We start from the raw sequence: 22,061 nt of genomic DNA, 5'->3' as shown, positions 1-22,061 counted from the left end.
GCCGGTGCCGGTGAGGCCGAAGGTTGCGGTGGCGCCGGCGGCGACGGTGCCGTTGTAGGACGCGTTCTTGACGGTGACGGCGGTGCCGGACTGGCTGAGCGTGCCGTTCCAGACCGAGGACACGCTCTGGCCCGGGGCGAGGGTCCAGCCGGTGCTCCACGAGGTGCTCGCCGCCGAGCCGTTCGTGACGATCACCTCGGCCTGATAGCCGCCCTGCCACTGCCCGGTGATCCGGTACGCGGCCGTGCATCCGGTGGCAGGCGGCGGATTGCTGGGCGTGGGGCGACTCGGAGTCGGCTGACTGGGTGTGGGCTGACTGGGTGTGGGCTGGCTGGGTGTGGGCTGGCTGGGCGAGGGGCTGCCGGGCGGGGGTGTGGTGCCGCCGGTGCGGTCGGCGTACAGGATGCCGCGGCCGTTGGTGCCCAGATAGACGCGGCCGTAGACGCGGGGGTCACCAGCGAGGGCGTCACCGGAGTTGCCGTACTGGTGCTGCGCGTCGTTGATCCGCACCCAGGAGGCGCCCGCGTCGTCGGAGCGGAACACGCCGTCCACGCCGTCGACCACGCCGACCAGGAACACGGCCGGGTAGCTCGCGCCCGGTGCCGCCTTGCCGGATGCCACGTTGATTGCCGAGGTGACTGTGCTGATCCTCGTGAAGGCCGACCCTGCGGTGGTGGAGTGGTAGAGCCCGCCCGCACCGGCCAGCCAGACATCGCCGGTGCGGCCCGGAACCGCCGTCATGTGCTGCGTGTCGGTGGGCGCGGCAGCGGTCGTGAACGTGGCGCCACCGTCGCGGCTGACGTACAGCGAACTGGCGGCGTACCCGTAGAAGATCTTTGGGTCGTTGCGGTCCGATTCGACTTTCGCGCCGGCCGGGATGCCGGTGGAGGCGGTCCAGGAACTGCCCCGGGTGGTGGAGTAGTGCACGCCGGTGCCGGCGGGGGACCAGACGAAGGCGGTGGCGTCCGCGCCGACCGCGATGGTGCCGCCGCCGGTGACGCCGGAGGGTTCCTGACCCTGGTACCAGCTCTTGCCGCCGTCGCTGGAGATCCCGATGTGCGGGGCTGCCTCGGCGTTGCCGACGCGGGCGAAGACCAGCGGGTTGGCTTCGGCGAAGTCGAGGCTGGTGTTGCTGCCCAGGCTCGGGGTGTCGTGGAAGTTCGGCGGCACTGCGCTCAGATCGGCGTGATAGAAGCCGCCGATGTCGCCGAGCGCGCTGACCAGCGGGGCGCCTGACGGCGGGCTGGCCAGATCCAGGACGGCGGTCTCCTCGATGCCCTTGGCCATCGGCTTGATCGTGAACGTGGTGTTGCTGTCCCAGTTGGTGAGCTGCGTGGTGCCGTACACGGTGGCGCCGGTGCCGTAGAGCAGGCGGTTGGAGTCGAACGGGTCGATCTCCACCGACTCGTTCATCCAGCCCAGCTTCGGGGTGGTCTCCGGCGGCTGCGGGTTGGTGTTGAAGTCCAGCCACGGATCCTGGGCGATGTCCATGGTGTAGCGCCGTGACACGCTCGGATAGCTGGTGAAGTCCCAGATCCGGGTCCACGTGGCGCCGTAGTCGGTGCTGCGGAAGAAGATGGCATCCGGCCACCACGAGCTCTGCGTGGCCACCATCAGCGTGCCGGGGTGCCGGCGGTCCACGGTCAGGCCCGAATAGCCGTAGTACGGCGAGCCGGACGCCGGGGCCGGGCTGATGTCGGTCCACGTGCCGGTGGTGGTGTCGAGGCGCTGGACCTGCCCGGCGCCGCCGTCGTACGGCCCGCCGGTGTCGCTGGTGGCGAGGAACAGGTACTTGCCCTGCACCACGCCCTTGTGTGCCAGGTATCCGGTGGGCTGACCGGGGATCCGTTCCCAGGTGGTGCCGCCGTTGGTGCTGCGGTAGACCGGGTTCTGCTTGTCGGCCACACCCACGTACACCGTGTTGTCGCCGAACGTCACCCAGCTCAAGCCCTGGTTCTGGTTCAGGTAGCCGTTGGCGTCGTTCGGGTCCTGCACGTAGGTGCCGGCGTTGGGGAACGCGGTCACCTTGGCCCACGTAGCGCCGTAATCGGTGCTGCGCCACAGCCCGTTGCCGCCCTCGGCGGCGAAGTAGACATTGCGGTTGTTGGCCGGGTCGACCGCCAGCCGCTCGCCCATGCCGCGCCCCGGCATGTTGCCGCCGTTCTTGAACGGCAGCGCGGTGGTCTGCCAGGTGGCCCCGCGATCCGACGAGCGCACAATCGCACCGTTGCTGGGGTCCCAGCTGTTGGTGTACATGCCGACGGCCGCGTACACCCGGTTGGCGTCGAGCGGGTCGGCGGCGATGCTCAGCACGCCGTTGTAGCCCCATTTGTCGCGGCCCACCCAGTCGAGCAGCGGCACCCAGTTCTGCCCGGCCTGGTTCCAGCGGTAGGCGCCACCGATGTCGGTGCGCGCGTAGATCAGGTTCTGCTCGGCCCGGCTGAAGACCAGCCCCGGCACGAAGCCGCCGCCGTCGATCCGGACGTTCTTCCAGGAGTAGGCGTCGGCGGGGGCGGCCGCAGCGGGCCGGACCTGCTGCAGCACGGGGACGCCGAGGGCGGTCGCGGCGCCGAGGGTGAGGGCAGCGGCGAGAGCTGCCAGGCGGTGGGTCGGCAAGGGTCCTCCCATTGATGAGGGTCAAATTGGGAGCGCTCCCAGACAATGCGTCCTGAGTACGTACATGTCAAGGGACGGGATCGAACTCTCGCGCGAGCTGCACGTTGACAGGTCGGTCCGCCCGGATCAGAAAGACTGCTGTCGATCCATCGTGGGAGGGCCTCCGGCAACCGATGGAAGGCGTTCCCGTGCGAAAACCGCTGTGGATCGGGATGGTGTCCGGTGTCGCTGGCGGTTTCGCCGGGGCCGGCGGTGACGAGCACCTGGAACGCCGTCCGGCTTCTCGAACGCGGTCTGCAACGGCACCCTCGGCGCCGGAGCCGGCACCGAATTCGGATTCCACGGCACGGGTCGGCACCAGGCGCCCAGCCCGTTTGCGCAGCCAGTTGGACGTACAGCATGATCACCTATTTCTGAAAAGTTTCTGAAGCATTGCGTGCCTATTGCGTTGGGAGCGCTCCCATGTCAGAGTCACGCTCAGCACAGAGTTCGACGCCAGTAAATGTCCCTACCGGCTCCCCAGTCACCTCGTCCTCATCGCCGTCCCGCCGTCCCGCCTCTCGCTAGGAGCTATCTGCGATGACTTCCCCTCCCTCCGCCTCGCCGCGGCGCACCCTCACCCGCGCGCTGACCGTCGGCGCCGCCGCGGTGCTCGCGACCGGTCTCGGCGTGGTGGTCGCCGACCAGGCCAGCGCCGCTGCCGGCTGCCGGGTCACCTACACCGTCAACCAGTGGAGCACCGGGTTCACCGGCAACGTCTCGGTGACCAACCTCGGCGACCCGATCACCAACGGCTGGCGCGTGGAATGGGACTTCGCCGGCAACCAGCGGGTCACCCAGGGCTGGAACGCCACGGTCAGCCAGAGCGGCGCCCACGTGAACGCGGCCAGCCCCAGCTACGCCAACTCGCTGGGGACCAACGCCTCGGCCAGCTTCGGCTTCAACGCCGACTACAGCGGCACCAACGCCACCCCGGCCTCGTTCTCGCTCAACGGCACCGTCTGCACCGGCAGCGCCGGACCGGGCGGCCCCACCAGCTCGCCCACCGGAACACCCTCGCAGCCGCCGGGCAGCTCCACCCCGCCGCCCCCGGCCGGCAGCAAGGCCGACAACCCGTACGCCGGGGTGCAGGGCTACCGCAACCCCGAGTGGCAGGCCAAGGCCAACGCCGAGCCGGGCGGCAGCCGGGTGTCGAACAACCCGACGGCGGTGTGGATCGACCGGATCGCCGCGATCGAGGGCACCTCGGACAGCAGCTCGAACGGCGCCATGGGCGTACGGGATCATCTTGATGCGGCCCTGGCTCAGCGCGCCGGTTACATCCAGTTCGTCATCTACAACCTGCCCGGACGTGACTGCGCGGCGCTGGCCTCCAACGGCGAGCTGGGCCCGAACGACCTGCCGCGTTACAAGAGCGAGTACATCGACCCGATCGCGGCGATCCAGGCCGACCCCAAGTACGCCAGCCTGCGCATCATCAACATCGTGGAGATCGACTCGCTGCCCAACCTGGTCACCAACACCTCGGGCCAGGCCGGCGGCACCGCGATGTGCGACACCATGAAGGCCAACGGCGGATACGTGCAGGGCATCGGGTACGCCCTGAACAAGCTCGGCGCGATCGGCAACGTCTACAACTACGTGGACGCCGCGCACCACGGCTGGATCGGCTGGGACAGCAACTTCGCGCCCAGCGCGCAGATCATGTTGCAGGCTGCCCAGGCCTCGGGCAGCGTCAACAACGTGACCGGCTTCATCACCAACACCGCGAACTACTCCGCCCTGCGTGAGCCGTTCGTGCAGCCCACCACGACCGTGAACGGCCAGTCCGTGCGCCAGTCCAAGTGGGTCGACTGGAACCAGTACACCGATGAGCTGACCTTCGCCCAGGCGTTCCGCAACCAGCTCGTCTCGATCGGCTTCAACGCCAACATCGGCATGCTGATCGACACCTCGCGCAACGGCTGGGGCGGTGCCAACCGGCCCACCGCGGCCAGCACCTCGACCGACGTGAACACCTATGTCAACCAGTCCCGCATCGATCGGCGCATCCACGCCGGCAACTGGTGCAACCAGAGCGGTGCGGGCCTCGGCGAGCGTCCCCAGGCTGCTCCGGCCGCCGGCATCGACGCCTACGTCTGGGTCAAGCCCCCGGGCGAGTCGGACGGCTCGAGCACGCTCATCCCCAACGACGAGGGCAAAGGCTTCGACCGGATGTGCGACCCGACGTACACCGGTAACGCCCGCAACGGCAACAGCCTCAGCGGTGCCCTGCCCGGCGCGCCGATCTCCGGCGCCTGGTTCTCGGCCCAGTTCCGCGAGCTGATGGCCAACGCCTACCCGGCGCTGTAAGAGCTGACCCTCTCCCACACAGGGCCCGTCCCGCTCACCCGAGCGGGGCGGGCCCTACCCTTGCTCAAATGCCCACACTTCGCATCGTTGCCGCCGTCGTCCGCGATGACCGGAGCCGGTGGCTGCTGGTCCGCAAGCGCGGCACCACCGCGTTCATGCAGCCCGGCGGCAAGCTCGAAGCCGGTGAGGCGCCGGACGACGCGCTCGTGCGGGAGTTGAACGAAGAGCTCGGGCTCGTCGTCACCCCCGAGCAGCTCGGCCATCTCGGCCGGTTCACCGCACCGGCGGCCAACGAGGCGGGCTTTGACGTGGACTGCGACGTCTACACCGCGCCGCTGGCCGGGCCGGTCGAGGCGCTCGCCGAGATCGAGGAACTGCGCTGGGTGGACGTGCGTGAGCCCGGAGACCTGGAGCTGGCGCCGCTGATTAGTCTCCTGAGGTGACCCCTTACCTGGACCTGCTGGTGATCGACGCCGCTGCGGTGCCGGCCCGATGAGCTACGACGTCGGCTTGGTGACCACGGGGGTGCCGCATCTGGCGGCCGCCGACCATGACCTGCCCGGGTTGCTGCACGCGCTCGCCGAAGCCGGATTCACCGCGAACGCGCCGGTGTGGAACGACCCCGCTGTTGACTGGGCGGATTACCGGCTGATCGTCATGCGCTCGCCGTGGGACTACCCCGAACGCCATGGCGAGTTCATGGCGTGGCTCGACCGGGTGTCCGGCGTGACCACGGTGCTCAACGCGCCCGAACTGATCCGGTGGAACATCGACAAGCGCTATCTCGACGAACTGAGCGATCGCGGCGTGCCCTGCGTACCGTATGAATTCTGCGAAACCACAACCGAAGCCGGCGCCGCCCTTTCCGGATTGTCCGGCCGCGTCGTGGTGAAGCCGTCGGTTTCCGCCGGTGCGCGCGACACCGGCTTGTTCGAACCCGGCGACCCCGCCGCGCTGGCCCTGGCCGAGCGCATCGTCGCCGGCGGCAAGACGGTCATGGTGCAACCCGCCGTCGCATCCGTGGTGACCAACGGCGAGAACGGGCTGTTCTTCTTCGGCGGCTCGTACGCCTACGCCATCCACAAGGGCCCGATCCTGGCGCTCGGCGGTGGCTACTCCGGCGGCGAGTACACCGAGGACATCAGCCGGGCCGAACCCACGACAACCGAGATCGACCTCGGCCACCGGGCAGTAGCGGCAGTCACGGACATCTTCGGCGAAGCACCCCTGTACGCCCGCGTCGACATCGCCCTGACCGCCGAGGGGCCGGCGCTGCTGGAAATGGAAGTGTTCGAGCCGTCGTACTTTGTTGAGGTCGTGCCGCAGGCTGCGGAGTTCTTCGTGCGGGCGCTCGGAACGCCTCATCACCGCAACGAAGGGGCGGCCGAGTAAAGCGGTGGTGCTGCTGCTCACCGGGTGCGGCAGTGACGGCGACGCGGAGGCCCAGCGCGACGAGGACCTCGGTGGCAACCGACGGGGAGCCGTATCCGACCTCGGGTCACCTTCCCGCTGCGGTGCAGGTCGCGTCGAGGCGCAGGATGGCGTCTGTCCACAGGTCGGCGTCGGAGGCGCTCAACGCCCGCCGCAGGTCGTCCACAGCGGTACGCACGGTGGCGTCGTCCGTTGCCGCGGCCGCGTCGGTGAGATCGAGAAGTTGGGCGTAGGCGCGGCTGGCCGGGACCGTGCCGAGGGATTCGGTGAGGGAGCGGAACCGGGTGCAGGCGGTGGTCACCGCGGGGGCCGCGCTGGCGAAGATCGCCGGTGGGCGCGGGCGAGCGATCAGACCGGTGACCAGGACGGACAGCGCGATGGTGGCGGTGCTGGCGACCCGGGCGGTGGTGGCGGGGGCGCGGTGGCGCACGAGGTCCGGGCGGTGCCGGAGAAGCTGGGCGGCGCGGACCAGCAGGCCGGCGCCGAGGCCGATGATGGCGCCGCAGACGGCTGGGCGGGTGACACCGGCGGAGCCGATCAAGGTGGCCGAGCCGATGCCGCCGGTGCACAGGCCGGCGGTGAAGCCGGCCCAGGCGGCACCGGCGCGGACCCGGGCAGCGGCGAAGGCACCGGCGACGGCTGCGGCAGCGAACACCAGCAGCAGCGCCCAGTACGAGGAAACAACGTGCACCACGAAACCGGCCACGCATCCGCAAATTCCCGCGAGGATCGGACCCAGCAGCCGTAGCGGCAACAGGCGAAGCGTGAGCAGGACGGCGGCAAGCAGGATCTCGGGGCGCTGGGTGATCAGCAGGACGACCGGGTGCTCGACGAGCGCGTACAGCCAGGCCGGCGAGGTGGGGGCCACCGAGGACAGCACGGTGTAACCGGCGCGCGCGACGGGATCGAGGTCGGCGGTCAGGTGCTGGGCGGCCAGGGCTGCGCCGAGGGCGAAGGTGGCGACCAGCAGGCCGGGTAGCCAGGATCGGTGCAGCTCGGCGTCGAGGGCGACCCAGCTCGTCCACGCCGCGGCGCCGAGGGCCAGGAGCAGACCGGCGACGGTGACGGGGTGGCCGGGGGCGGCGACGATCGGGCCGGCGATCAGGCCTGCGGACAGGGCCAGGCCGGTGGTGGCAGCCATGGTGGGGACATGATGGCGTACGCGCAGCAGGATGTCGGCGCCGACAGTGGCGGCCACCAGCGCGGCAACCAGCACCGCACTCACCCAGCGCAGGGTCAGCGGTTCGATGCCGGGGATCAGGACCAACAGGACCCGCGCGGCGTCGCGGTATGCGGCGCTGGCGGCCAGGCCGGCGGTGAAGGCTACGGCGGCGGGCACCCAGCGCGGGGGCGAGTGGACCAGGGCGGGGTTGCCGATGATGGCGGCGCGGCGGTGCGGTGAGGGGGCCAGCGGGCGGTGCCGCGGGGATCCGGCCTGGGCGACGAGCCGGGACAGCGCGCTGCCGGGGCCTTCCCAGGCGCGGGCCTGGGCGTCGGCGTGCAGTTCGCGCAGGCGCAGCACGGATCGGGCGGTGAGGTGGACCAGGCCGGTGAGCACGACGAGGCGCCAGATCGCCCCGGCCAGGTGGGGCGGCTCGGTGCGGGTCAGGGCGATGGCGTACGGCAGCACGGCGACCAGCAGGTAGGCGCGCCAGAGGGCGGTGGTGGCGTCGGCGGTCAGCACGTCGCGATGGTGGATGTGGGCCAGTTCGCGCAGGACCGTGGCCCGGAACACCGGGCGGTCGGCGTAGTAGCGGGCGATGACGTCGGGGCCGAGCATCACCCGGTAGTCCGGTGCGCGGCCGTAGGCGTGGGCGCCCGTTGCGGTGCCGTACGGGCCGCCCATGAACGTGGGGGAGCGGGTCAGCCCGGCCCGGGTCACCAGGTCGCCCAGCGCGGCGGCCAGCTCGGGGTCGTCGGCGGCTCGCAGCGGGGTCAGCCGGGCGCGGTGCTGCTGCCAGCGGGGGCGCAGCCAGGTCACCAGCGCGGTCACCAGGACCAGCACGGCGAGGCCGGCCAGGATGACCAGGCCGCGGTCGCGTTCGGTGGCGGCGGTGCAGCGGTCGTACGTGCTCGTCCAGCTACCCGGGTCGGCGGCCCCGGCGTCGTCGGTGGCTATCCGCGTGCAGCGCGCCAGGAGGTCGCCGGAAGGCTGGCCCGCCAGGAAGGCATAGGCGCTGGTGGTGGCAGCGGTGGCGGTGCCGGCCAGCAGCAGGAACCGCGCGGTGGTCGCGGTCGGCAGATCCACGCAGCACAGTGTGGCCCGCCCCCCACCAGCCCGTCGAGCCGGAAAGCGCGACAGGGGGGAGGCGCGAGTCGGGCCCGGTGCCCGGGGCGGCCGCCACCGCATCCGGGGCACCGGGCCCGCCCGCGCGCGTCGCGGCCTGCCTGTGCTGAGGCGGCCGGTCAGCGCGCCCCGGTGGCGTGCCGCAGAGCGTCGGTGAGCTGGGCGGCGGCCCGTACGGCGGCGAGCCGGCCCTGGTGCAGCACGGTGAGGTCCTCCACCGCGCAGGCCGGCGGGGTGTGCCCGACGGCGGCGGCGAGGGTCACGTTGCGCCGCCCCCAGGCGGCCACCGACTCGGTGAGCGCGGCGGCGGCTTCGGCCGGGGAGAATTCCGCGGTGAGTACCCGGGTGAGCAGATGCTGGCGGTGCGGCCAGTACGACCACACCTTGGTCTCGTCGATCAGCTGCTCGACCGGGTCGGTGCGCAGGTAGCGCAGCGCCAGCTGAATGGAGTCGGGGCGGCCGTCGGCGATCAGGTCGTCGACCATGCGGTGCCGCGCGTGCGACCCGGCCACCTCGTAGAACGTGGACCGGCAGCCGTGCGGGCGCGCCGCCGCGACAATGTTCTTCCAGGTCAGCGGGGCGTTCGGGCGGTTGAGAAGCTCCGTTGCGGCCCGGAAGTAGATGGTCTTGGTGTGCCAGTGGTTGCGGCGCGGGGACCTGTTGCCCGCCAGCCGGGCGTGCCAGTCACCCGTGACGGTGTGCCGGAGGTCCTCAGTGATCATCGTGACATCGCCCTCTGCCGGTGAAGCTCGACTTCTGCCGCATCGAGCGTCGCTTGCCGATGCGTGATCCCACATCACGTGTTCACGTGGTCCGGCCGGTGCACCGTGGCGGTCATCGCGTCCAGCAGGTGCTTCCAGCCGGCCGGGGAGCCGCCGGAGTGCCAGGCGATGTGCTGGTCGGGGCGGATCAGCACCAGATCGGCGGCCCACCGGTCGCGGACCAGCGGGTCACGTACCGGCAGATGCTTGATCGGCAGCCCTTGGGCCTCGGCCGTGGCGACCAGCTCCTCGCCCTCGCCTGCCTCGGTCTGGTCGACCAGCGTGAACTGGGGGCCCAGCTTGTCGAACAGCTCGCCCCCGTCAGCCATCCGTACGGCCGGTGCCCGCGCCCCCGGGAAAGCACCGGCCAGGTCCACCTGCGGCGCCTCCTGATCCAGCACCCCGGCCAGCACCTCCGGCGACGCGCCCGCGACAGCCAGCCGGCCGAAGCGCCGCCGCGTTTCCAGCGCCCGCGCGGCCATCTCCCGGTCGATCAGCGCCCGCTGGCGGCGTTCGTGCTCGTAGCTGGCCAGCAGGTCCGGCCCACCCCAGCCGTGCACCGCCGCGGCAAGCTTCCAGCCCAAGTCGACGGCGTCACCGATACAGGTGTCCACCGGGCCGCCGGGCGGGGCGAGGTGGTGCGCGGCCTCCCCGGCGAGGTAGACCGGACCCCGGTGATAGGCCGTGGCCACCCGCAGCGCCTCCTCGGACTGGGCCACGCCGAGGATCTCGGCCGGCTCGGAGCCCAGCCGTCCGCGCAGCAACGCCGTCGGGTCGGCCATCGTGGCTTCCCCGGCCGACATGGGTAGCTGGCCGATCCACACGTGCTCGTCGTGCCGCCAGGTCAGGGTCAGGCCGGCGGTGATGATCGTGGCCGGACCGGGCGGTGGACCCGCCAGCTCGTCGCTTCGGAAGTAAACAGTGCAGTGCGGCACCGGCGGGGCCAGCTGTTCCATGGTCACCGCGAGGCAGCGCCGGACCGTGCTGTGCGCGCCGTCGCATCCGGCCAGATAGGTCGCCTGCACCATGTGCCGCTCGCCGCTCGCCGCATCGACCAGCACTGCGACCACCGCATCGGCGTCAGCCCGCAGATCCGTGAACGTCCAGCCCTGGCGTAAATCGATCAGCGGGTGGTCGCGCGCCGCGACCCGCAGCCGGGAGGTGAGATCCGAGCTGGGCAGCAAAAGGTACGCCTCGATCGGGTCACTGCCGTCGGTGTTCTTCTCGTACGTCCGCAGCACCTCATTCACCGACGGCGACCGCGACACGAGCACCGGTGGCTGACCGATCCCGCGCGCCCACACGATTTCGGGCGGCCAATCGGGGTCGAAGCCGTGCCGGCGCAGCGCCGAGGTCAGCCCGAGCCGGCGCAGGAGTTCCATGCTGCGCCCGCTGACCAGCGTGAGCTCGCGATGCCGGGGGGCACGGGCGGCGCGTTCGACCACGATGCTGGGCACGCCGTGATGGGCGAGTTCGAGGGCCAGCACGCAACCGGTCACGCCGGCTCCGACGACCAGGACGGGGGTGTTCGGCGGGGTCATGCCGCCATGGTTGTCCCGGGCAGTCGCGTGCACATCACGTACCTGCGCGATTAGCCGCCACGACTTTGGCCAGTTCCACCCGGCGTTTGATGGCCAGCTTGGTGAAGATGTGCCGCAGGTGGCTGTCCACGGTGTGCCGCGACAGGAACAGCTTCTCGGCGACCTGGATGTTGGTCAGCCCCTCGGCGACCAGCAGCGCAACCTTCAGCTCGGCGGGGGAGAGACCGGCCAGGATCGGCGCAGCTGCGGGCGTACCGGTGGGACGAGGGGGTTGTGGGTTGGCGCCTGCGTCCTGCAGCGCGGCCGCGAGAGCAAGAGCGCGAGGGGTACGCCCGAAGTGCTCGGCCGCGTCCGCCAGCCGGGCCGGATCGTCGTGCAGCAGGCCCTCGGCGTGCGCCGCAGCGCCGGCCGCCGACTGCGACTGGGGGTTGCGGGTGGCCAGCGTGCGCGCCGCCGACGCCACCCGCGCGGCCCGCTCACGGTCACCAGCCGTGAGCGCGATCCGGGTCAGCAGACCGGGAGCGGACGGGTCCAAGATGATCAATGCCGGTCGCGTGGCCAGCGACTCGTAGAAGCCCGAGGCCACGGAGAACGCCACGTCGCTCGCCCCGCCGGCGTGCAGCAGCAGGCACTCCGGCCAGATGACGTCCTCGGGTGGGGCCGTGATGCCGGTGCGCATCAGCTCGTGCATGCGATCCAGATGCGCTTGCGCCGCGTCGAGATCTCCGCGCAGCACCGCGAGCCGGGCCAGGGTGCCGAGCAAGGGCACGGCCAACTGGTACGCCGAGGTCACCTGTTCGGCCGTGGTGACCCCGGCCTCGGCCTCGGCCACCGCGTCGTCGAGGCGGCCGCGCGCGCCCAGCAGGTTGGCGTAGTAGTAGTGCCACAGCGGGTTCGCCCACGCCGTGCCGAGCCGTTCGGACTCGCGCCGCCCGCGCCGGATCGCCTCCTCGGCCTCGTCGAAGCGATCAAATGCGGTCAGCGCGTTGCCCAGCCAGATCCCGGGGTGCTGCTGGCGGGCCCGCCCGCCCCGGTGCTCGGCGATCCGCACGGCTACCGAGGCGTGCGACAACGCGTCGGCCATGCGCCCCTCGGCCAGCGCCACCAGGCTGCGCGCGGTGCCGCCGAACACCGCAGCGGCGTGCTCGTCACCGGCGGTGCCGAGCCGCTCGGCCGCGGCGCCGGACTCATCGGCACCGGTCAGGTCGTCCACGTAGAACCTTGCGTGGGCGCGGATGGCATGCAGCCGGGCCCGCAGCGCGTCGGTGATCGCGTTGTGGCACAGGCCGCGGGTGGCGTACTCGACGGCGCTGGCGTTCTGCCCGGAGTGTTTGCACGCCTCGGCCAGCCCGAGCAGCAGCCCGGCTTCGTGTTCCGCGCTCAACCCGGCGTCGAGGGCTTGCTCGCCCAGGTTGCGGGCCTGGCTCACCCGGCCCGCGGCGGCCAGCACCCCGACCGCCTCGGCTATTACCGCGGTGCGATCCGGGCCGTGCTCGCCGAGCACCTGCAGGGCCTGGGTCATCAGGTCGGCGGCGGTAGCCGGCGCCGCGGCTGCGACATCGCGGGCGGCGGCGCGCAGCATGGCGACCGCGGCAGCTGTGCCCGTACTCCCGCTTGCTCGTAGATGCTCTGCCACTTCCATTGCCGGGCGGCCCTCGGCGCGGGCGATCGCGGCGGCGTCGCGGTGCAGTTGCTCGCGCATGAGCCGGGGCAGCGTGTTGTAGATCGCCTGCCGGACCAGGTCATGGGCGAAGGTCAGCCCGCCGCCGTCATCGGTCAGCAGGTCGGTCAGCGCCTCCTCCACCTGCCCGTACACCTCGGCCGGCTCCCGGGCGGTCAGCCGCGCGGCCGCCTCGATGCCGAACGGGCGGCCGAACACCGAGCAGGCCCGCAGCAGGCGCTGGGTGTCCTCGGACAGGCTGGCCAGCACGTCGGCAACGGTGTCCACGAAGCTTGACGGCAGCTCCCCGCCGATCACGCTGGCCGTGCCGTGGTTGAACACGATCTGCCCGGACGCGCGCAACGCCCGCATCAGCTGACCGACGCGCAGCGGGTTGCCGCCGCAGCCGCCGGCCAGCGCGAGCACCGTGTTGTCCACCTCGGCTCCGACCACTGCCGCGCTGAGCTGGGCGATCGCCGGCTCATCGAGCACGCCCACCGTGATCGGTTCGGCCCGTCCCCGGCCCAGCCAGGTGAGCATCTGCAGGCCCGGCGTGTCGGTGGTCTCGGGGCGCCCGGCGAACAGCCAGCGCACGGGGGAACTGGCCAGGGCGGGGACGAGTTCCCGGACGGCCAGCGCGCTCAGCTCGTCGGTCCACTGGGCATCGTCCACCACGATCAGCAGGGGCCGGTCGGCGGCGAAGTCCTCCAGCGCCGCTCGCAGCCGGTCGATCGTGTGGTACTGCTCCTCGCGCCGCGAGCCGTCGAACAACCAGTCGAACAGCGAGGTTGCGGACTTGCAGGCCCGCAACGCCCCGGCCAGCGTGACCAGCGGCGCGGCCACGTCCAGCTTGAACGCTTCCCGGGCGGCCACGGCGATGCCAAACTCCGAGGCCATCTCGATCGCTACGCGCACCAGGTGCGACTTGCCGACGCCGGGCGCGCCGCTGAGCACCACGCATCCGCCGGCGCCCGCCGCGGTGTCGGTCAGCGCCCGGCGCAGCGCGGCCAGCTCCCCGGTCCGGCCGAACGTGCTCATAGGTGAACTTTCTATCACTGGACTGTTGGCTGCACCTTGTCCACATAACGCGCGAGCGCGCCGGTGAGCATCGCGTGCAGCAGGGCCGGGCCCCGCTCGGTCAACACTGACTCCATGTGGAACTGCACGGATCGAATGCCTGGTCCGTTCAATGCATGCACCTGCCCGGAAGTGGGATCCCGGATCACCTGGACCCGTCCGGCGACCACGGGACTGTCCACATGGTCATAGCCGCTGAGCGCGGTGTACGAGTGATAGAACCCAACCCGTTCGGGCCGCCCGTCCAGCATGATCGTGCGGCGAACCCCCTGCGCCGGTTCACCCAAACGGGTGACGGTGAGCCCCAGCTCGGCGGCCAGCACCTGGTGACCCAGGCACACCCCGAGCAGCGGGGTACGCGCGGCCAGCAGCTGCCCGGCGATGGCCCGCAGCCGCCTGATCCGCTGATCATCGAGGTTCCGCGGATCCCCCGGCCCCGGACCGAGCAGCACGGGCGTCGCGGAGTCCGGCTGGTAGTCGTGCCAGGGGATGACGTGGACGGCGTGGCCCAGCGACTCGGCCATCCGGGCGAGCATCGCGGTGAAGTCGTCCTCCGCGTCGACGATCACCAGCTCGGCGCCGGTGGGCGTGGCCGGGCCGCAGTGCTCGCCGAGCCAGAAGGTGGACAGGCCGGCGTTGCGATCGGCGAGCCTCTGCCGTACCGGTGCAGGATTTCGCAGTGCTGTGAGAACGGCCGCCGCCTTGGCGTGCGTCTCCGCTGCCTCCGCGCGCGGGTCGGAATCCCGGACCAGCGTGGCACCCACCGCGACCTGCACCCGGCCGTGCGTGTCGATGTCCGCGGTGCGGATGAGCAGCGCCGAATCCATGTCGTGCGCGGAGGACACCAGCGCCAGCACCCCGCCGTAGCAGGCCCGATCGGTGGGCTCCCGGGCGGCGATGACCCGCCGGGCGCTGGCGATCGGACTGCCGGTCACGGTCGGCACGGGCATGGTCCGGCGCAGCACCTCGGCCGGCGGCAGCGCCGTGGGCCCCTCGATCTCGTACTCGGTGTGGGCCAGCCGCGACATCCGCCGCAGCCACGGCCCGCGCACCCGGGCGCCACCCGGACAGACCCGCGCCATCATCTTCAATTCCTCGTCCAGCACCATCAGCAGTTCGCCGCGCTCCTTGGTGTCGGCCAGAAAGGCGCGCAAACCGTGCTCCGACGGCCCGTGCGGCGGATAGCGATAGGTGCCGCTGATCGGGTTCATCGACGCCCGCCCGTCGCGCATCCGCACATGACATTCCGGCGTCGCCCCGGCCAGCGTCCGCCCGTTCCACTGCACCACAAAGGTCCAGTAGGCACCGCTCTCGATGCGCAAGAGGCGGGAGAAAAGGGCCTCAGCATGCGGCAAGGACCATTTCCGGTACGACGCCAGAAACGTTCTCCGCACAACGAAATTCGACCCCGCGCCCCCGGCAATGTCCTCCTCGACAACGCGCCGGACCAGGGCCATGTATTGCTCGTCAGGGATGTCGAACCCGTCGACGGTCAATTCCGGCAGGTCCCCCGAATACGTACGCAGCGCCTCCGCGACGGACATCGTGCTGCGCTCGACCACCGCGAGCGTAACCGGCGCTTCGGCGCCCCCGGGAATGACCAGCAGCACCTCACCCTCAGCGCTTTCCGTTGTTACCTCACACCGCAGAAACTCCACTGTGTCCGGGTGCGTACCGGGCCGGTGCAACAAAGCGAATGCCGGGAAACTCATTACCCCAGAATTGCCGGTGTGCGGCCGTGCGTCACCTACTCATAGAGGTAGTGGTTCACCGATGACCGCGTCATTAACGTCGGGGTCATGAGCGAAACCTGCACCGGCCGGGCGCTGCGAACGCGCCGGCTCTACCGCCGTGGCGGCCCCGGTCTGCTGACCGTGCCGCTCGACCATCCCGTCTTCGCCGGCCCGTCCTGGCCCGGTGACATCGATCAGCTCGTGGCCACCGTCGCCGGGCACGGCGCCGACGCGGTGATCCTGCACAAAGGCACGCTGCGCCGTGTCAACCCCACCAGGTTCCGCGACCTCGCCCTCGTGCTGCACCTCAACGCCAGCACGCGACTGGCCCCCGACCCCGAGGCCAAGGTCCCGGTGGCCACCGTTGAGGAGGCGCTGCGCCTGGGCGCCGACGCGGTCAGCGTGCACGTCAACCTCGGCTCAAGCACCGAGGACCGGCAGCTCGGCCATCTCGCGGCGGTCGCCGGGGCGTGCGACCGCTGGGGTGTGCCGCTGCTGGCCATGATGTACGCCGACCGGCCCGAGCGGTGCGCGCACGCACTGGCCGTCGCCGTCGAGCTGGGCGCCGACCTGGTCAAAACCGCTCTGCCCGCCGCCGAACACGAGATCACCCGGATCATCGCCGGGTGCCCGGTGCCGGTGCTGGCCGCCGGAGGTGCCGCTGGGTCGCTGTCCGCGCTCGCCACCGCCGTACGGGCCGGGGCCGGTGGCGTCGCAGCCGGCCGGCTGGTGTTCACCGCCCCCGACCCGGGCGCGATGGTCCGCGAGCTGTCCGCGATCACCCACGACCGGGCGCTGGTCGCGTCGTGACCGCCACCCTGACAGCCCGGCAGTGCTGGCTCGATGTCCGCGCGACCGGCGACTGGACCCGGGCGGCCTGCGAGGAGGCCCTGCACCAGCGCTTCGACGCGATCGTGGCCGACGACCCGGCCGTGCTGCGTGACCTGCCGCCGACGGTGAACCGGGTGCTCGTACCCGCGGACGGGACAGTGCCCGACGACCTCACCGGCGTGGACCTGGTGCTCGAGCCGGGCAACGGGAACCCGGCCGCGCCGGGCCGCTGGCTGGAAGTGACGGATCCGGCGAGCCTGGACGCCGCGTGTGCCAGCGTGCGCCGCGATGCCGTCACGCTGCTGCGCTTCCCCGAGCCCACCAACATCCCGATGGAGATCGTGCTCGCCGCCGCCGACGGCTCACCCGGCACCGTCATCACCGCTGTGGACACGGTGGAGGAGGCGGCGGTGCACCTCAGCGTGCTCGAACACGGGCCGCACGGGGTGCTGCTCGCGCCCTGTGCCCCGGGGGAGGCGACCCGGCTGGCGGCGGTGGTGCGCGAGCAGTCGCCGGATCTCGCGCTGGTGACGTTCATGGTGACCGGGGTGCGGCATGCTGGGACGGGGGAGCGGGCGTGCGTGGACACGTGTACGTACCTCGACCGCGATGAGGGCATTCTGGTCGGGTCGCGATCGAGGGCGCTGCTGCTGTGTGTCAGTGAGACCCATCCGCTGCCGTACATGCCGACGCGCCCGTTCCGGGTCAACGCCGGGGCGCTCATGTCGTACACGCTCGCCGACCAGGAGCACACCCGGTATCTGAGCGAGCTGACCGCCGGGGCCACGGTGCTGGCCGTGGCGGCGGACGGGCGGACGCGCCGGGTGACAGTGGGCCGGGTCAAGATCGAGACGCGGCCGCTGCTGGCGGTCGAGGCGGTCACCGCGACCGGCGAGCGGGCCACCCTGATCGTGCAGGACGACTGGCATGTGCGGGTGCTGGGTCCCGGCGGGGCCGTGCTCAACTCCACCGAGCTGCGCCCCGGCGACGAGCTGCTCGGCTACCTGCCCGGCCGCGAACGCCACGTCGGCTACCCGATCGACGAACGGTGCCGCGAGCAATGATCATCGACTTTCACGCCCGCCTGCATCCCGGGCTGTTGTCCGGCATGGACGCCGCGGGGATCGACCGGGCCGCGGTGTCGGCGGGCGGCCTCATCGGCCTCGACCGGCTGTCGGTGCACCTCACCGAGGGCGGACGCGCCGAGGTCAAAGCCGCAAACGACGATGTGTACGACCACTGCGCCCGCTCCGCCGGAAGGCTGTTACCGGTGTACTTCGCCGATCCGGTTCGCGATCTGCGGTCGTACACCTCGGATGCTCGTGAGTTCTGCGGGTTGGAACTGTCCCCGGCCGTGCACGGGTTCCGGCTCGACGACCCCCGGGTGGCGGATCTGCTGCTGGTGGCGGCCGAGGTACGGCACTTCGTCTATGTCGTGACCGTGGGACGTGCCGGCGCTCAGGCCAGGGACTTGGCGCGGCTGGCCGGGGCGCATCCGTCACTGACCTTTGTGTGGGGCCATTGCGGACATACCGGGCTGGACTTCCTGGGGCTGACCGAGGTGTCGCCGGTGCCCAATGTGATGGCGGAGCTGTCGTGCTGCCTGACGGTGACGGCTCGGGCCGCTGTTGACCGGCTCGGGGTGTCGCGGGTGCTGTTCGGCACCGAAGCGCCACTGCAGGACCCGGGCGTCGAATTGGCCAAGATCGCTGCGCTGGATCTGAGCCCGCGCGACCGGCATGCCGTGCTGGCTGGGAACGCCGGCCGCGTTCTGCGCTTGGGTCCGGCACAGCCCCACCCGCCTTCGTGAGGAGTCCCGATGACCGGCACCGATGCCCAGCTGCGTGATGCGTCACCGAGGGTGGGGCCGCCTCGGCTTGGCGGTGGGCGCAGCGTCGAGGAGCTGACGGCGTTGCAGGATGCATCGCTGCGCGACCTGCTGGCCGCCGCAGCCCGATCGCCCTTCTACGCCCACAACGCCAGAGCTGCCGTCCCCACCTCCCGAGCCGAACTCGCCACCTACCCCTTGACCACCAAGCAGGACCTGCGAGCCGCGTACCCCTTCGGCATGCTCGCCGTCGACCGCACCCACCTCGCCACCTACCACGAGTCCAGCGGCAGCAGCGGCACCCCCACGGCCTCCTACTACACCGAGCGCGACTGGGCCGACCTCACCGAACGGTTCGCGCGTAAGCATGTCGGCATCCATGCGACCGACACTCTGCTCGTCCGCACCCCGTACGCGTTGATGATCACCGGGCACTTGGCGCAGGCGGCTGGCCGGTTCTGCGGGGCTACCGTGGTGCCGGCCGATAATCGGACGCTCGCGGTGACGTACGCCAAGGTGGTCCGGCTCTTGCACGATCTTGACGTCAGCCTGACCTGGTCGTTGCCGACCGACACGCTGCTGTGGGCGGCTGCGGCGCGGCTCGCCGGTCTACGGCCGGGGCGTGACTTCCCGGCGCTGCGGGCGCTGTTCGTGGGCGGGGAACCGATGAGCCCGGCCCGGCGTGCCCGCATTTGCGAGATCTGGAACGTGCCGGTGGTGCAGGAGTACGGCGCCACCGAAACCGGCAGCCTCGCCGGGGAATGCCCGCACGCCCGGCTGCACCTGTGGGCCGACCGGGCAATCTTCGAGGTGCACGATCCGGCCACCGGGGTGGTCGCACCGGCCGGGCGCGGGCAACTGGTGGTCACGCCGTTGTTCCGCGAGGCGATGCCGCTGTTGCGCTACGCCATCGAGGACGAGGTGGAGATCTCGTACGACCCCTGCCCCTGCGGCTGGCCCCTCCCGACGGTCCGGGTGCTCGGCCGCAGCCACTTCACCGTCCACGTATCCGGCGCCGAGATCACCCAGCTCGACCTCGAGGAGCACGTCTTCCGCTTACCGGCCGAGTACGGCGTGCTCTTCTGGCGAGCCCGCATGGAGGGAACACGGTTGCGGGTGCAGATCGCCCCGGACCCACCGCACGAGCGGGCCGCCGCCCACGACTTGCGCACCGCGCTACGTACCGGCCTCGGCATCGACGCCGAGGTGCAGACCAGGCCGCTCGTACCCCCGCAGCTTCTGACCGCCGCACCCGACGTGCTCAAGCCGCGCGGGCTGTTCGGGCCGGGGGAGAACTGGGACAAGGCCCTGTCGTACTACTGAGGAGGGACAGTCGTGATCATCATTGTTGGTGGCGGGATCGGCGGCCTGAGCCTGGCCGTCGCACTGTCCCGCCGACGCATCGCCTGCACGGTTGTCGAGCGCGGCAGTGTCCCCGACGGCGGTGGCATCCAGCTCCCGGCGGCCGCTGCGCTCGTCCTCGACCGCCTCGGAGTGCAGATCCCCGACGAGGCTCACCCCGCGGCCCGTGAGCTGCGCCGCTGGACGGACAACACGCTGATCAGCCGGACGCCGCTGCCGGACCACCGGACCGTGCGCCGGGCCACCCTCTGCCGCACCCTGCTCACCGCCGCCCGCACGTCGGGCGCCACGATTCTCACCGGCCGGCGCTGCCGTGGCACCTGCGAGCACGAGAACGGCGTGCTGGTCCGCCTCGACGACGGCACCACCCTGAACGCCGAGGCCGTGATAGGAGCAGATGGACTGCATTCAACGGTACGACAACAGCTCGCCACCGCCACCCTCACCTACTCCGGTCACGCCGTCTACCGCACCGTCATCCCCCGCGTGGACGCCCCGCCGGAGGTCGTGGTGTGGCTCGGGCCGGGCCGGCATTGTGTGGCGTACCCGATAGACGGCGGGCGCAGCGTCAACCTGGTGCTGACCGTGCCCGCGGCCGCGCCCCCGTGCCGGATGCGCGAGGTGACACCGGGGGAAGTGCTGGCGGCGTACCGGGACTGGCATCCGGTTGTCCGCGGGATGATCGCCCTGGCCGCCCGCTTCGATCACCACGGGTTGTTCGATCGTCCGCCGCTGCCGGCCTGGCATCGCGGGCGGGTGGCGCTGATCGGCGACGCGGCCCACCCCATGCTGCCGTTCGTGGCGCAGGGCGCGGCGCAGGCCATCCTGGACGCGGCAGTGCTGGCCGAGCACCTCGACGACTTCGCGGCGTACGAGGCGGTCCGGCGGCCGGTCGTGGAGCGCATCGCCGCGTCGGCGCGGGCCGGGGCCACCGAGTACCACCTGCCCGACGGTCCCGAGCAGCGCGCCCGCGACCGGGTGCTGAGCCGGGCCGGCCGATGAGCGCCCTGGTTACCGGCGCCGCGCGCGGCATCGGCGCGGCCGTCGTCGCCGCCTTGACCGCCGACGGCCATGAAGTAACAGCCACCGACATCGAGAAACCCACCGGCGAGTTGGCGCTGGCCCTGGACGTCCGCGATGAGGCCATGGTCGGGTGGGCGGTGGCCGAGGCCGAGCGGCTTGCCGGGCCGATCGACGTGCTGGTCAACGTGGCCGGCGTGCTGCGGGCCGGGCCGGTGGCTGAGTTCAGCGAGGCCGACTGGCTGGCCGTGTTCGACGTCAACGCGGCCGGGGTGTTCCGGGTGAGCCGCGAGGTGGGGCGCCGGATGGCCGCGCGGGGCCGGGGATGCATCGTCACCGTGGCGTCGAACGCTGCCGGGGTGCCGCGGGTGGGGATGGCGGCGTACGCGGCGTCGAAGGCGGCGGCCGTTCAGTTCACCCGGTGCCTCGGGCTCGAACTCGCGCCGGCCGGGGTGCGCTGCAACGTGGTCTCGCCGGGGTCCACCGACACGGCGATGCTGCGCGCCTTGTGGAACGGCTCGGACGGCACCGGCACCACGGTGGCTGGGGATCCCGGGCAGTACCGGGGCGGCATCCCGCTCGGCCGGATCGCTGACCCGGCGGACATCGCGGCGGCCGTGGCGTTCCTCGCCTCGGATCGGGCGCGGCACATCACGTTGCAGAACCTGTACGTCGACGGGGGTGCTGCGCTGTGAGCTCGCCGGTGTTCGACTGGCAGCCCGATCCGGCCCGCTGCGCGCTGCTGATCCATGACATGCAGCGCTACTTCGTCGACCTGCTGCCATCGGGGGAACCGCAGGAGGTGATCGCCACCATCGCGCGGCTGCGAGCGTCGGGGATGCCGGTTGTCTACAGCGTGCAGCCGGGTGGCATGACCCGCGCCGAACGGGGGTTGCTGCACGAACTGTGGGGGCCGGGGATGAGCACCGATCCGGGGCAGCGGGCGGTGGTCGAGCCGCTGACGCCGCGACCCGGCGATCGGGTGGTGACCAAGTACCGGTACAGCGCCTTCTTCTGTACCGGATTAGCGGATCTGTTGCGGGACATGGGGTGCGATCAGGTGGCGGTATGCGGGGTTTACGCGAACATCGGGGTTCTGGCGACGTGTGTTGACGCTTTCTCGTACGACATCAAACCGTTCTTGATCTCCGATGCGGTCACCGACTTCTCGCCCGCGGAGCACCTCGCGGCCCTGGACTACGCCGCCCGCCGCTGCGCCGTCACGATCTCGGCGGATGACTTCCTGGATCGCGGTCGAGCAGCGCAGCCAGCTCCACCCGCGAGGCGATCCCCAGCTTCTGGAAGATCTGCCGCAGGTGGTAGTTGACGGTGTGCGGCGAGCGGCCCACCCGCCGGGCGATCTGCGTGTTGGTCAGCGCCTGCCCGGCCAGCATGGCGATCTCCCGCTCGCGGGGGCTGAGCACGCCGAGGTCCACAGCGGTCTCCGGTGCGGGCAGCCCCACCACCAGCACCGCGGTGGTCTCGGCGAGCACGGTCAGCCCCTGTTGCCGGGCGAGCGCGGCAACCTCTTGCAGCCTGCGGGTGCGGTCGAGCCCCATGAC

The 22,061-nt window shown here is 71.4% G+C and carries 17 protein-coding genes; 10 read left to right on the top strand and 7 right to left on the bottom strand.

Annotated elements, in window-relative coordinates:
- Positions 1 to 2,616, bottom strand: a 2,616-nt coding sequence (locus TFC3_RS19735; RefSeq protein WP_304438973.1) for a cellulose binding domain-containing protein, incomplete at its 3' end; no start/stop codon positions are given.
- Positions 2,617 to 3,195: 579 nt separating this feature from the next.
- Here TFC3_RS19735 and TFC3_RS19730 point away from each other — a divergent pair.
- From TFC3_RS19730 to TFC3_RS19720, 3 genes are all read left to right on the top strand, one after another.
- Positions 3,196 to 4,968, top strand: coding sequence for a glycoside hydrolase family 6 protein (locus tag TFC3_RS19730; protein WP_067502001.1), 1,773 nt, complete (start codon positions 3,196 to 3,198; stop codon positions 4,966 to 4,968).
- Positions 4,969 to 5,036: 68 nt separating this feature from the next.
- Positions 5,037 to 5,411 carry an NUDIX domain-containing protein gene (locus tag TFC3_RS19725; RefSeq protein WP_067501998.1) on the top strand — a complete coding sequence of 125 codons (375 nt, stop codon included), beginning with the start codon at positions 5,037 to 5,039 and terminating at the stop codon, positions 5,409 to 5,411.
- Between the two features lie 49 nt (positions 5,412 to 5,460).
- Positions 5,461 to 6,360 carry a RimK family alpha-L-glutamate ligase gene (locus TFC3_RS19720; RefSeq protein ID WP_067501995.1) on the top strand — a complete coding sequence of 300 codons (900 nt, stop codon included), beginning with the start codon at positions 5,461 to 5,463 and terminating at the stop codon, positions 6,358 to 6,360.
- Between the two features lie 106 nt (positions 6,361 to 6,466).
- Here TFC3_RS19720 and TFC3_RS19715 read toward each other — a convergent pair whose 3' ends face one another.
- The 5 genes from TFC3_RS19715 to TFC3_RS19695 form a co-directional block, all read right to left on the bottom strand.
- Positions 6,467 to 8,647: a hypothetical protein gene (locus TFC3_RS19715; RefSeq protein ID WP_067501992.1), complete on the bottom strand. Its 2,181-nt coding sequence runs from the start codon at positions 8,645 to 8,647 to the stop codon at positions 6,467 to 6,469.
- A 158-nt stretch (positions 8,648 to 8,805) separates the two neighbouring features.
- Complete coding sequence (locus TFC3_RS19710; protein WP_067501989.1) at positions 8,806 to 9,408, bottom strand: hypothetical protein; 603 nt, start codon at positions 9,406 to 9,408, stop codon at positions 8,806 to 8,808.
- 74 nt (positions 9,409 to 9,482) lie between these two features.
- A complete protein-coding gene (locus tag TFC3_RS19705; RefSeq protein WP_067501986.1) occupies positions 9,483 to 10,988 on the bottom strand; it encodes an FAD-dependent monooxygenase in 1,506 nt (501 codons plus the stop codon).
- Between the two features lie 34 nt (positions 10,989 to 11,022).
- Positions 11,023 to 13,686 carry an AAA family ATPase gene (locus tag TFC3_RS19700; protein WP_067501984.1) on the bottom strand — a complete coding sequence of 888 codons (2,664 nt, stop codon included), beginning with the start codon at positions 13,684 to 13,686 and terminating at the stop codon, positions 11,023 to 11,025.
- A gap of 14 nt (positions 13,687 to 13,700) precedes the next feature.
- The gene (locus TFC3_RS19695; protein ID WP_067501981.1) at positions 13,701 to 15,437 is read right to left on the bottom strand and encodes an anthranilate synthase family protein; all 1,737 of its coding nucleotides are present in this window, start codon (positions 15,435 to 15,437) and stop codon (positions 13,701 to 13,703) included.
- A gap of 87 nt (positions 15,438 to 15,524) precedes the next feature.
- Between TFC3_RS19695 and TFC3_RS19690 the strand changes: the two genes are divergently transcribed.
- From TFC3_RS19690 to TFC3_RS40495, 7 genes are read left to right on the top strand one after another with little or no spacing between them, the layout of a single operon-like run.
- Positions 15,525 to 16,268 carry a 2-amino-4,5-dihydroxy-6-one-heptanoic acid-7-phosphate synthase gene (locus TFC3_RS19690; protein ID WP_067501978.1) on the top strand — a complete coding sequence of 248 codons (744 nt, stop codon included), beginning with the start codon at positions 15,525 to 15,527 and terminating at the stop codon, positions 16,266 to 16,268.
- A complete protein-coding gene (locus tag TFC3_RS19685; protein WP_236718214.1) occupies positions 16,265 to 17,353 on the top strand; it encodes a 3-dehydroquinate synthase II family protein in 1,089 nt (362 codons plus the stop codon). Before TFC3_RS19690 ends, TFC3_RS19685 begins: the two co-directional genes overlap by 4 nt.
- Positions 17,350 to 18,099: an amidohydrolase family protein gene (locus TFC3_RS19680; protein ID WP_067501975.1), complete on the top strand. Its 750-nt coding sequence runs from the start codon at positions 17,350 to 17,352 to the stop codon at positions 18,097 to 18,099. Before TFC3_RS19685 ends, TFC3_RS19680 begins: the two co-directional genes overlap by 4 nt.
- Before the next feature lie 9 nt (positions 18,100 to 18,108).
- A complete protein-coding gene (locus tag TFC3_RS19675) occupies positions 18,109 to 19,440 on the top strand; it encodes a phenylacetate--CoA ligase family protein (RefSeq protein ID WP_067501972.1) in 1,332 nt (443 codons plus the stop codon).
- A 12-nt stretch (positions 19,441 to 19,452) separates the two neighbouring features.
- Positions 19,453 to 20,481 (top strand): FAD-dependent monooxygenase, encoded by a 1,029-nt coding sequence (locus TFC3_RS19670; RefSeq protein ID WP_067501969.1) that lies wholly within the window; start codon positions 19,453 to 19,455, stop codon positions 20,479 to 20,481.
- Positions 20,478 to 21,194, top strand: a complete 717-nt coding sequence (locus tag TFC3_RS19665) for a 2,3-dihydro-2,3-dihydroxybenzoate dehydrogenase (protein ID WP_067501966.1) — start codon at positions 20,478 to 20,480, stop codon at positions 21,192 to 21,194. The genes TFC3_RS19670 and TFC3_RS19665 overlap by 4 nt, the downstream gene beginning before the upstream one ends.
- A 59-nt stretch (positions 21,195 to 21,253) precedes the next feature.
- Entirely contained in the window at positions 21,254 to 21,826 is a 573-nt protein-coding gene (locus tag TFC3_RS40495) for an isochorismatase family protein (RefSeq protein ID WP_082772493.1), read from the top strand.
- Here TFC3_RS40495 and TFC3_RS19660 read toward each other — a convergent pair.
- Positions 21,720 to 22,058: a helix-turn-helix transcriptional regulator gene (locus tag TFC3_RS19660; RefSeq protein ID WP_082772170.1), complete on the bottom strand. Its 339-nt coding sequence runs from the start codon at positions 22,056 to 22,058 to the stop codon at positions 21,720 to 21,722. The two genes, TFC3_RS40495 and TFC3_RS19660, sit on opposite strands and share 107 nt — an antisense overlap.
- Positions 22,059 to 22,061 lie beyond the last annotated feature (3 nt).

The organism is Actinoplanes sp. TFC3, assembly GCF_001553785.1.
Taxonomy (GTDB): domain Bacteria; phylum Actinomycetota; class Actinomycetes; order Mycobacteriales; family Micromonosporaceae; genus Actinoplanes.
The sequence above is the reverse complement of the archived record's forward strand: the minus strand, read 5'-3'. Positions and strand labels throughout refer to the sequence as shown.

What these genes read in the sequence shown, in the direction of transcription:
- TFC3_RS19730 (WP_067502001.1), top strand. Translation starts at nt 3,196, where the DNA reads ATGACTTCCCCTCCCTCCGCCTCGCCGCGGCGCACCCTCACCCGCGCG.
- TFC3_RS19725 (WP_067501998.1), top strand. Translation starts at nt 5,037, where the DNA reads ATGCCCACACTTCGCATCGTTGCCGCCGTCGTCCGCGATGACCGGAGC.
- TFC3_RS19720 (WP_067501995.1), top strand. Translation starts at nt 5,461, where the DNA reads ATGAGCTACGACGTCGGCTTGGTGACCACGGGGGTGCCGCATCTGGCG.
- TFC3_RS19710 (WP_067501989.1), bottom strand. Translation starts at nt 9,408, where the DNA reads ATGATCACTGAGGACCTCCGGCACACCGTCACGGGTGACTGGCACGCC.
- TFC3_RS19705 (WP_067501986.1), bottom strand. Translation starts at nt 10,988, where the DNA reads ATGACCCCGCCGAACACCCCCGTCCTGGTCGTCGGAGCCGGCGTGACC.
- TFC3_RS19700 (WP_067501984.1), bottom strand. Translation starts at nt 13,686, where the DNA reads ATGAGCACGTTCGGCCGGACCGGGGAGCTGGCCGCGCTGCGCCGGGCG.
- TFC3_RS19695 (WP_067501981.1), bottom strand. Translation starts at nt 15,437, where the DNA reads ATGAGTTTCCCGGCATTCGCTTTGTTGCACCGGCCCGGTACGCACCCG.
- TFC3_RS19690 (WP_067501978.1), top strand. Translation starts at nt 15,525, where the DNA reads ATGAGCGAAACCTGCACCGGCCGGGCGCTGCGAACGCGCCGGCTCTAC.
- TFC3_RS19680 (WP_067501975.1), top strand. Translation starts at nt 17,350, where the DNA reads ATGATCATCGACTTTCACGCCCGCCTGCATCCCGGGCTGTTGTCCGGC.
- TFC3_RS19675 (WP_067501972.1), top strand. Translation starts at nt 18,109, where the DNA reads ATGACCGGCACCGATGCCCAGCTGCGTGATGCGTCACCGAGGGTGGGG.
- TFC3_RS19665 (WP_067501966.1), top strand. Translation starts at nt 20,478, where the DNA reads ATGAGCGCCCTGGTTACCGGCGCCGCGCGCGGCATCGGCGCGGCCGTC.
- TFC3_RS40495 (WP_082772493.1), top strand. Translation starts at nt 21,254, where the DNA reads ATGCAGCGCTACTTCGTCGACCTGCTGCCATCGGGGGAACCGCAGGAG.
- TFC3_RS19660 (WP_082772170.1), bottom strand. Translation starts at nt 22,058, where the DNA reads ATGGGGCTCGACCGCACCCGCAGGCTGCAAGAGGTTGCCGCGCTCGCC.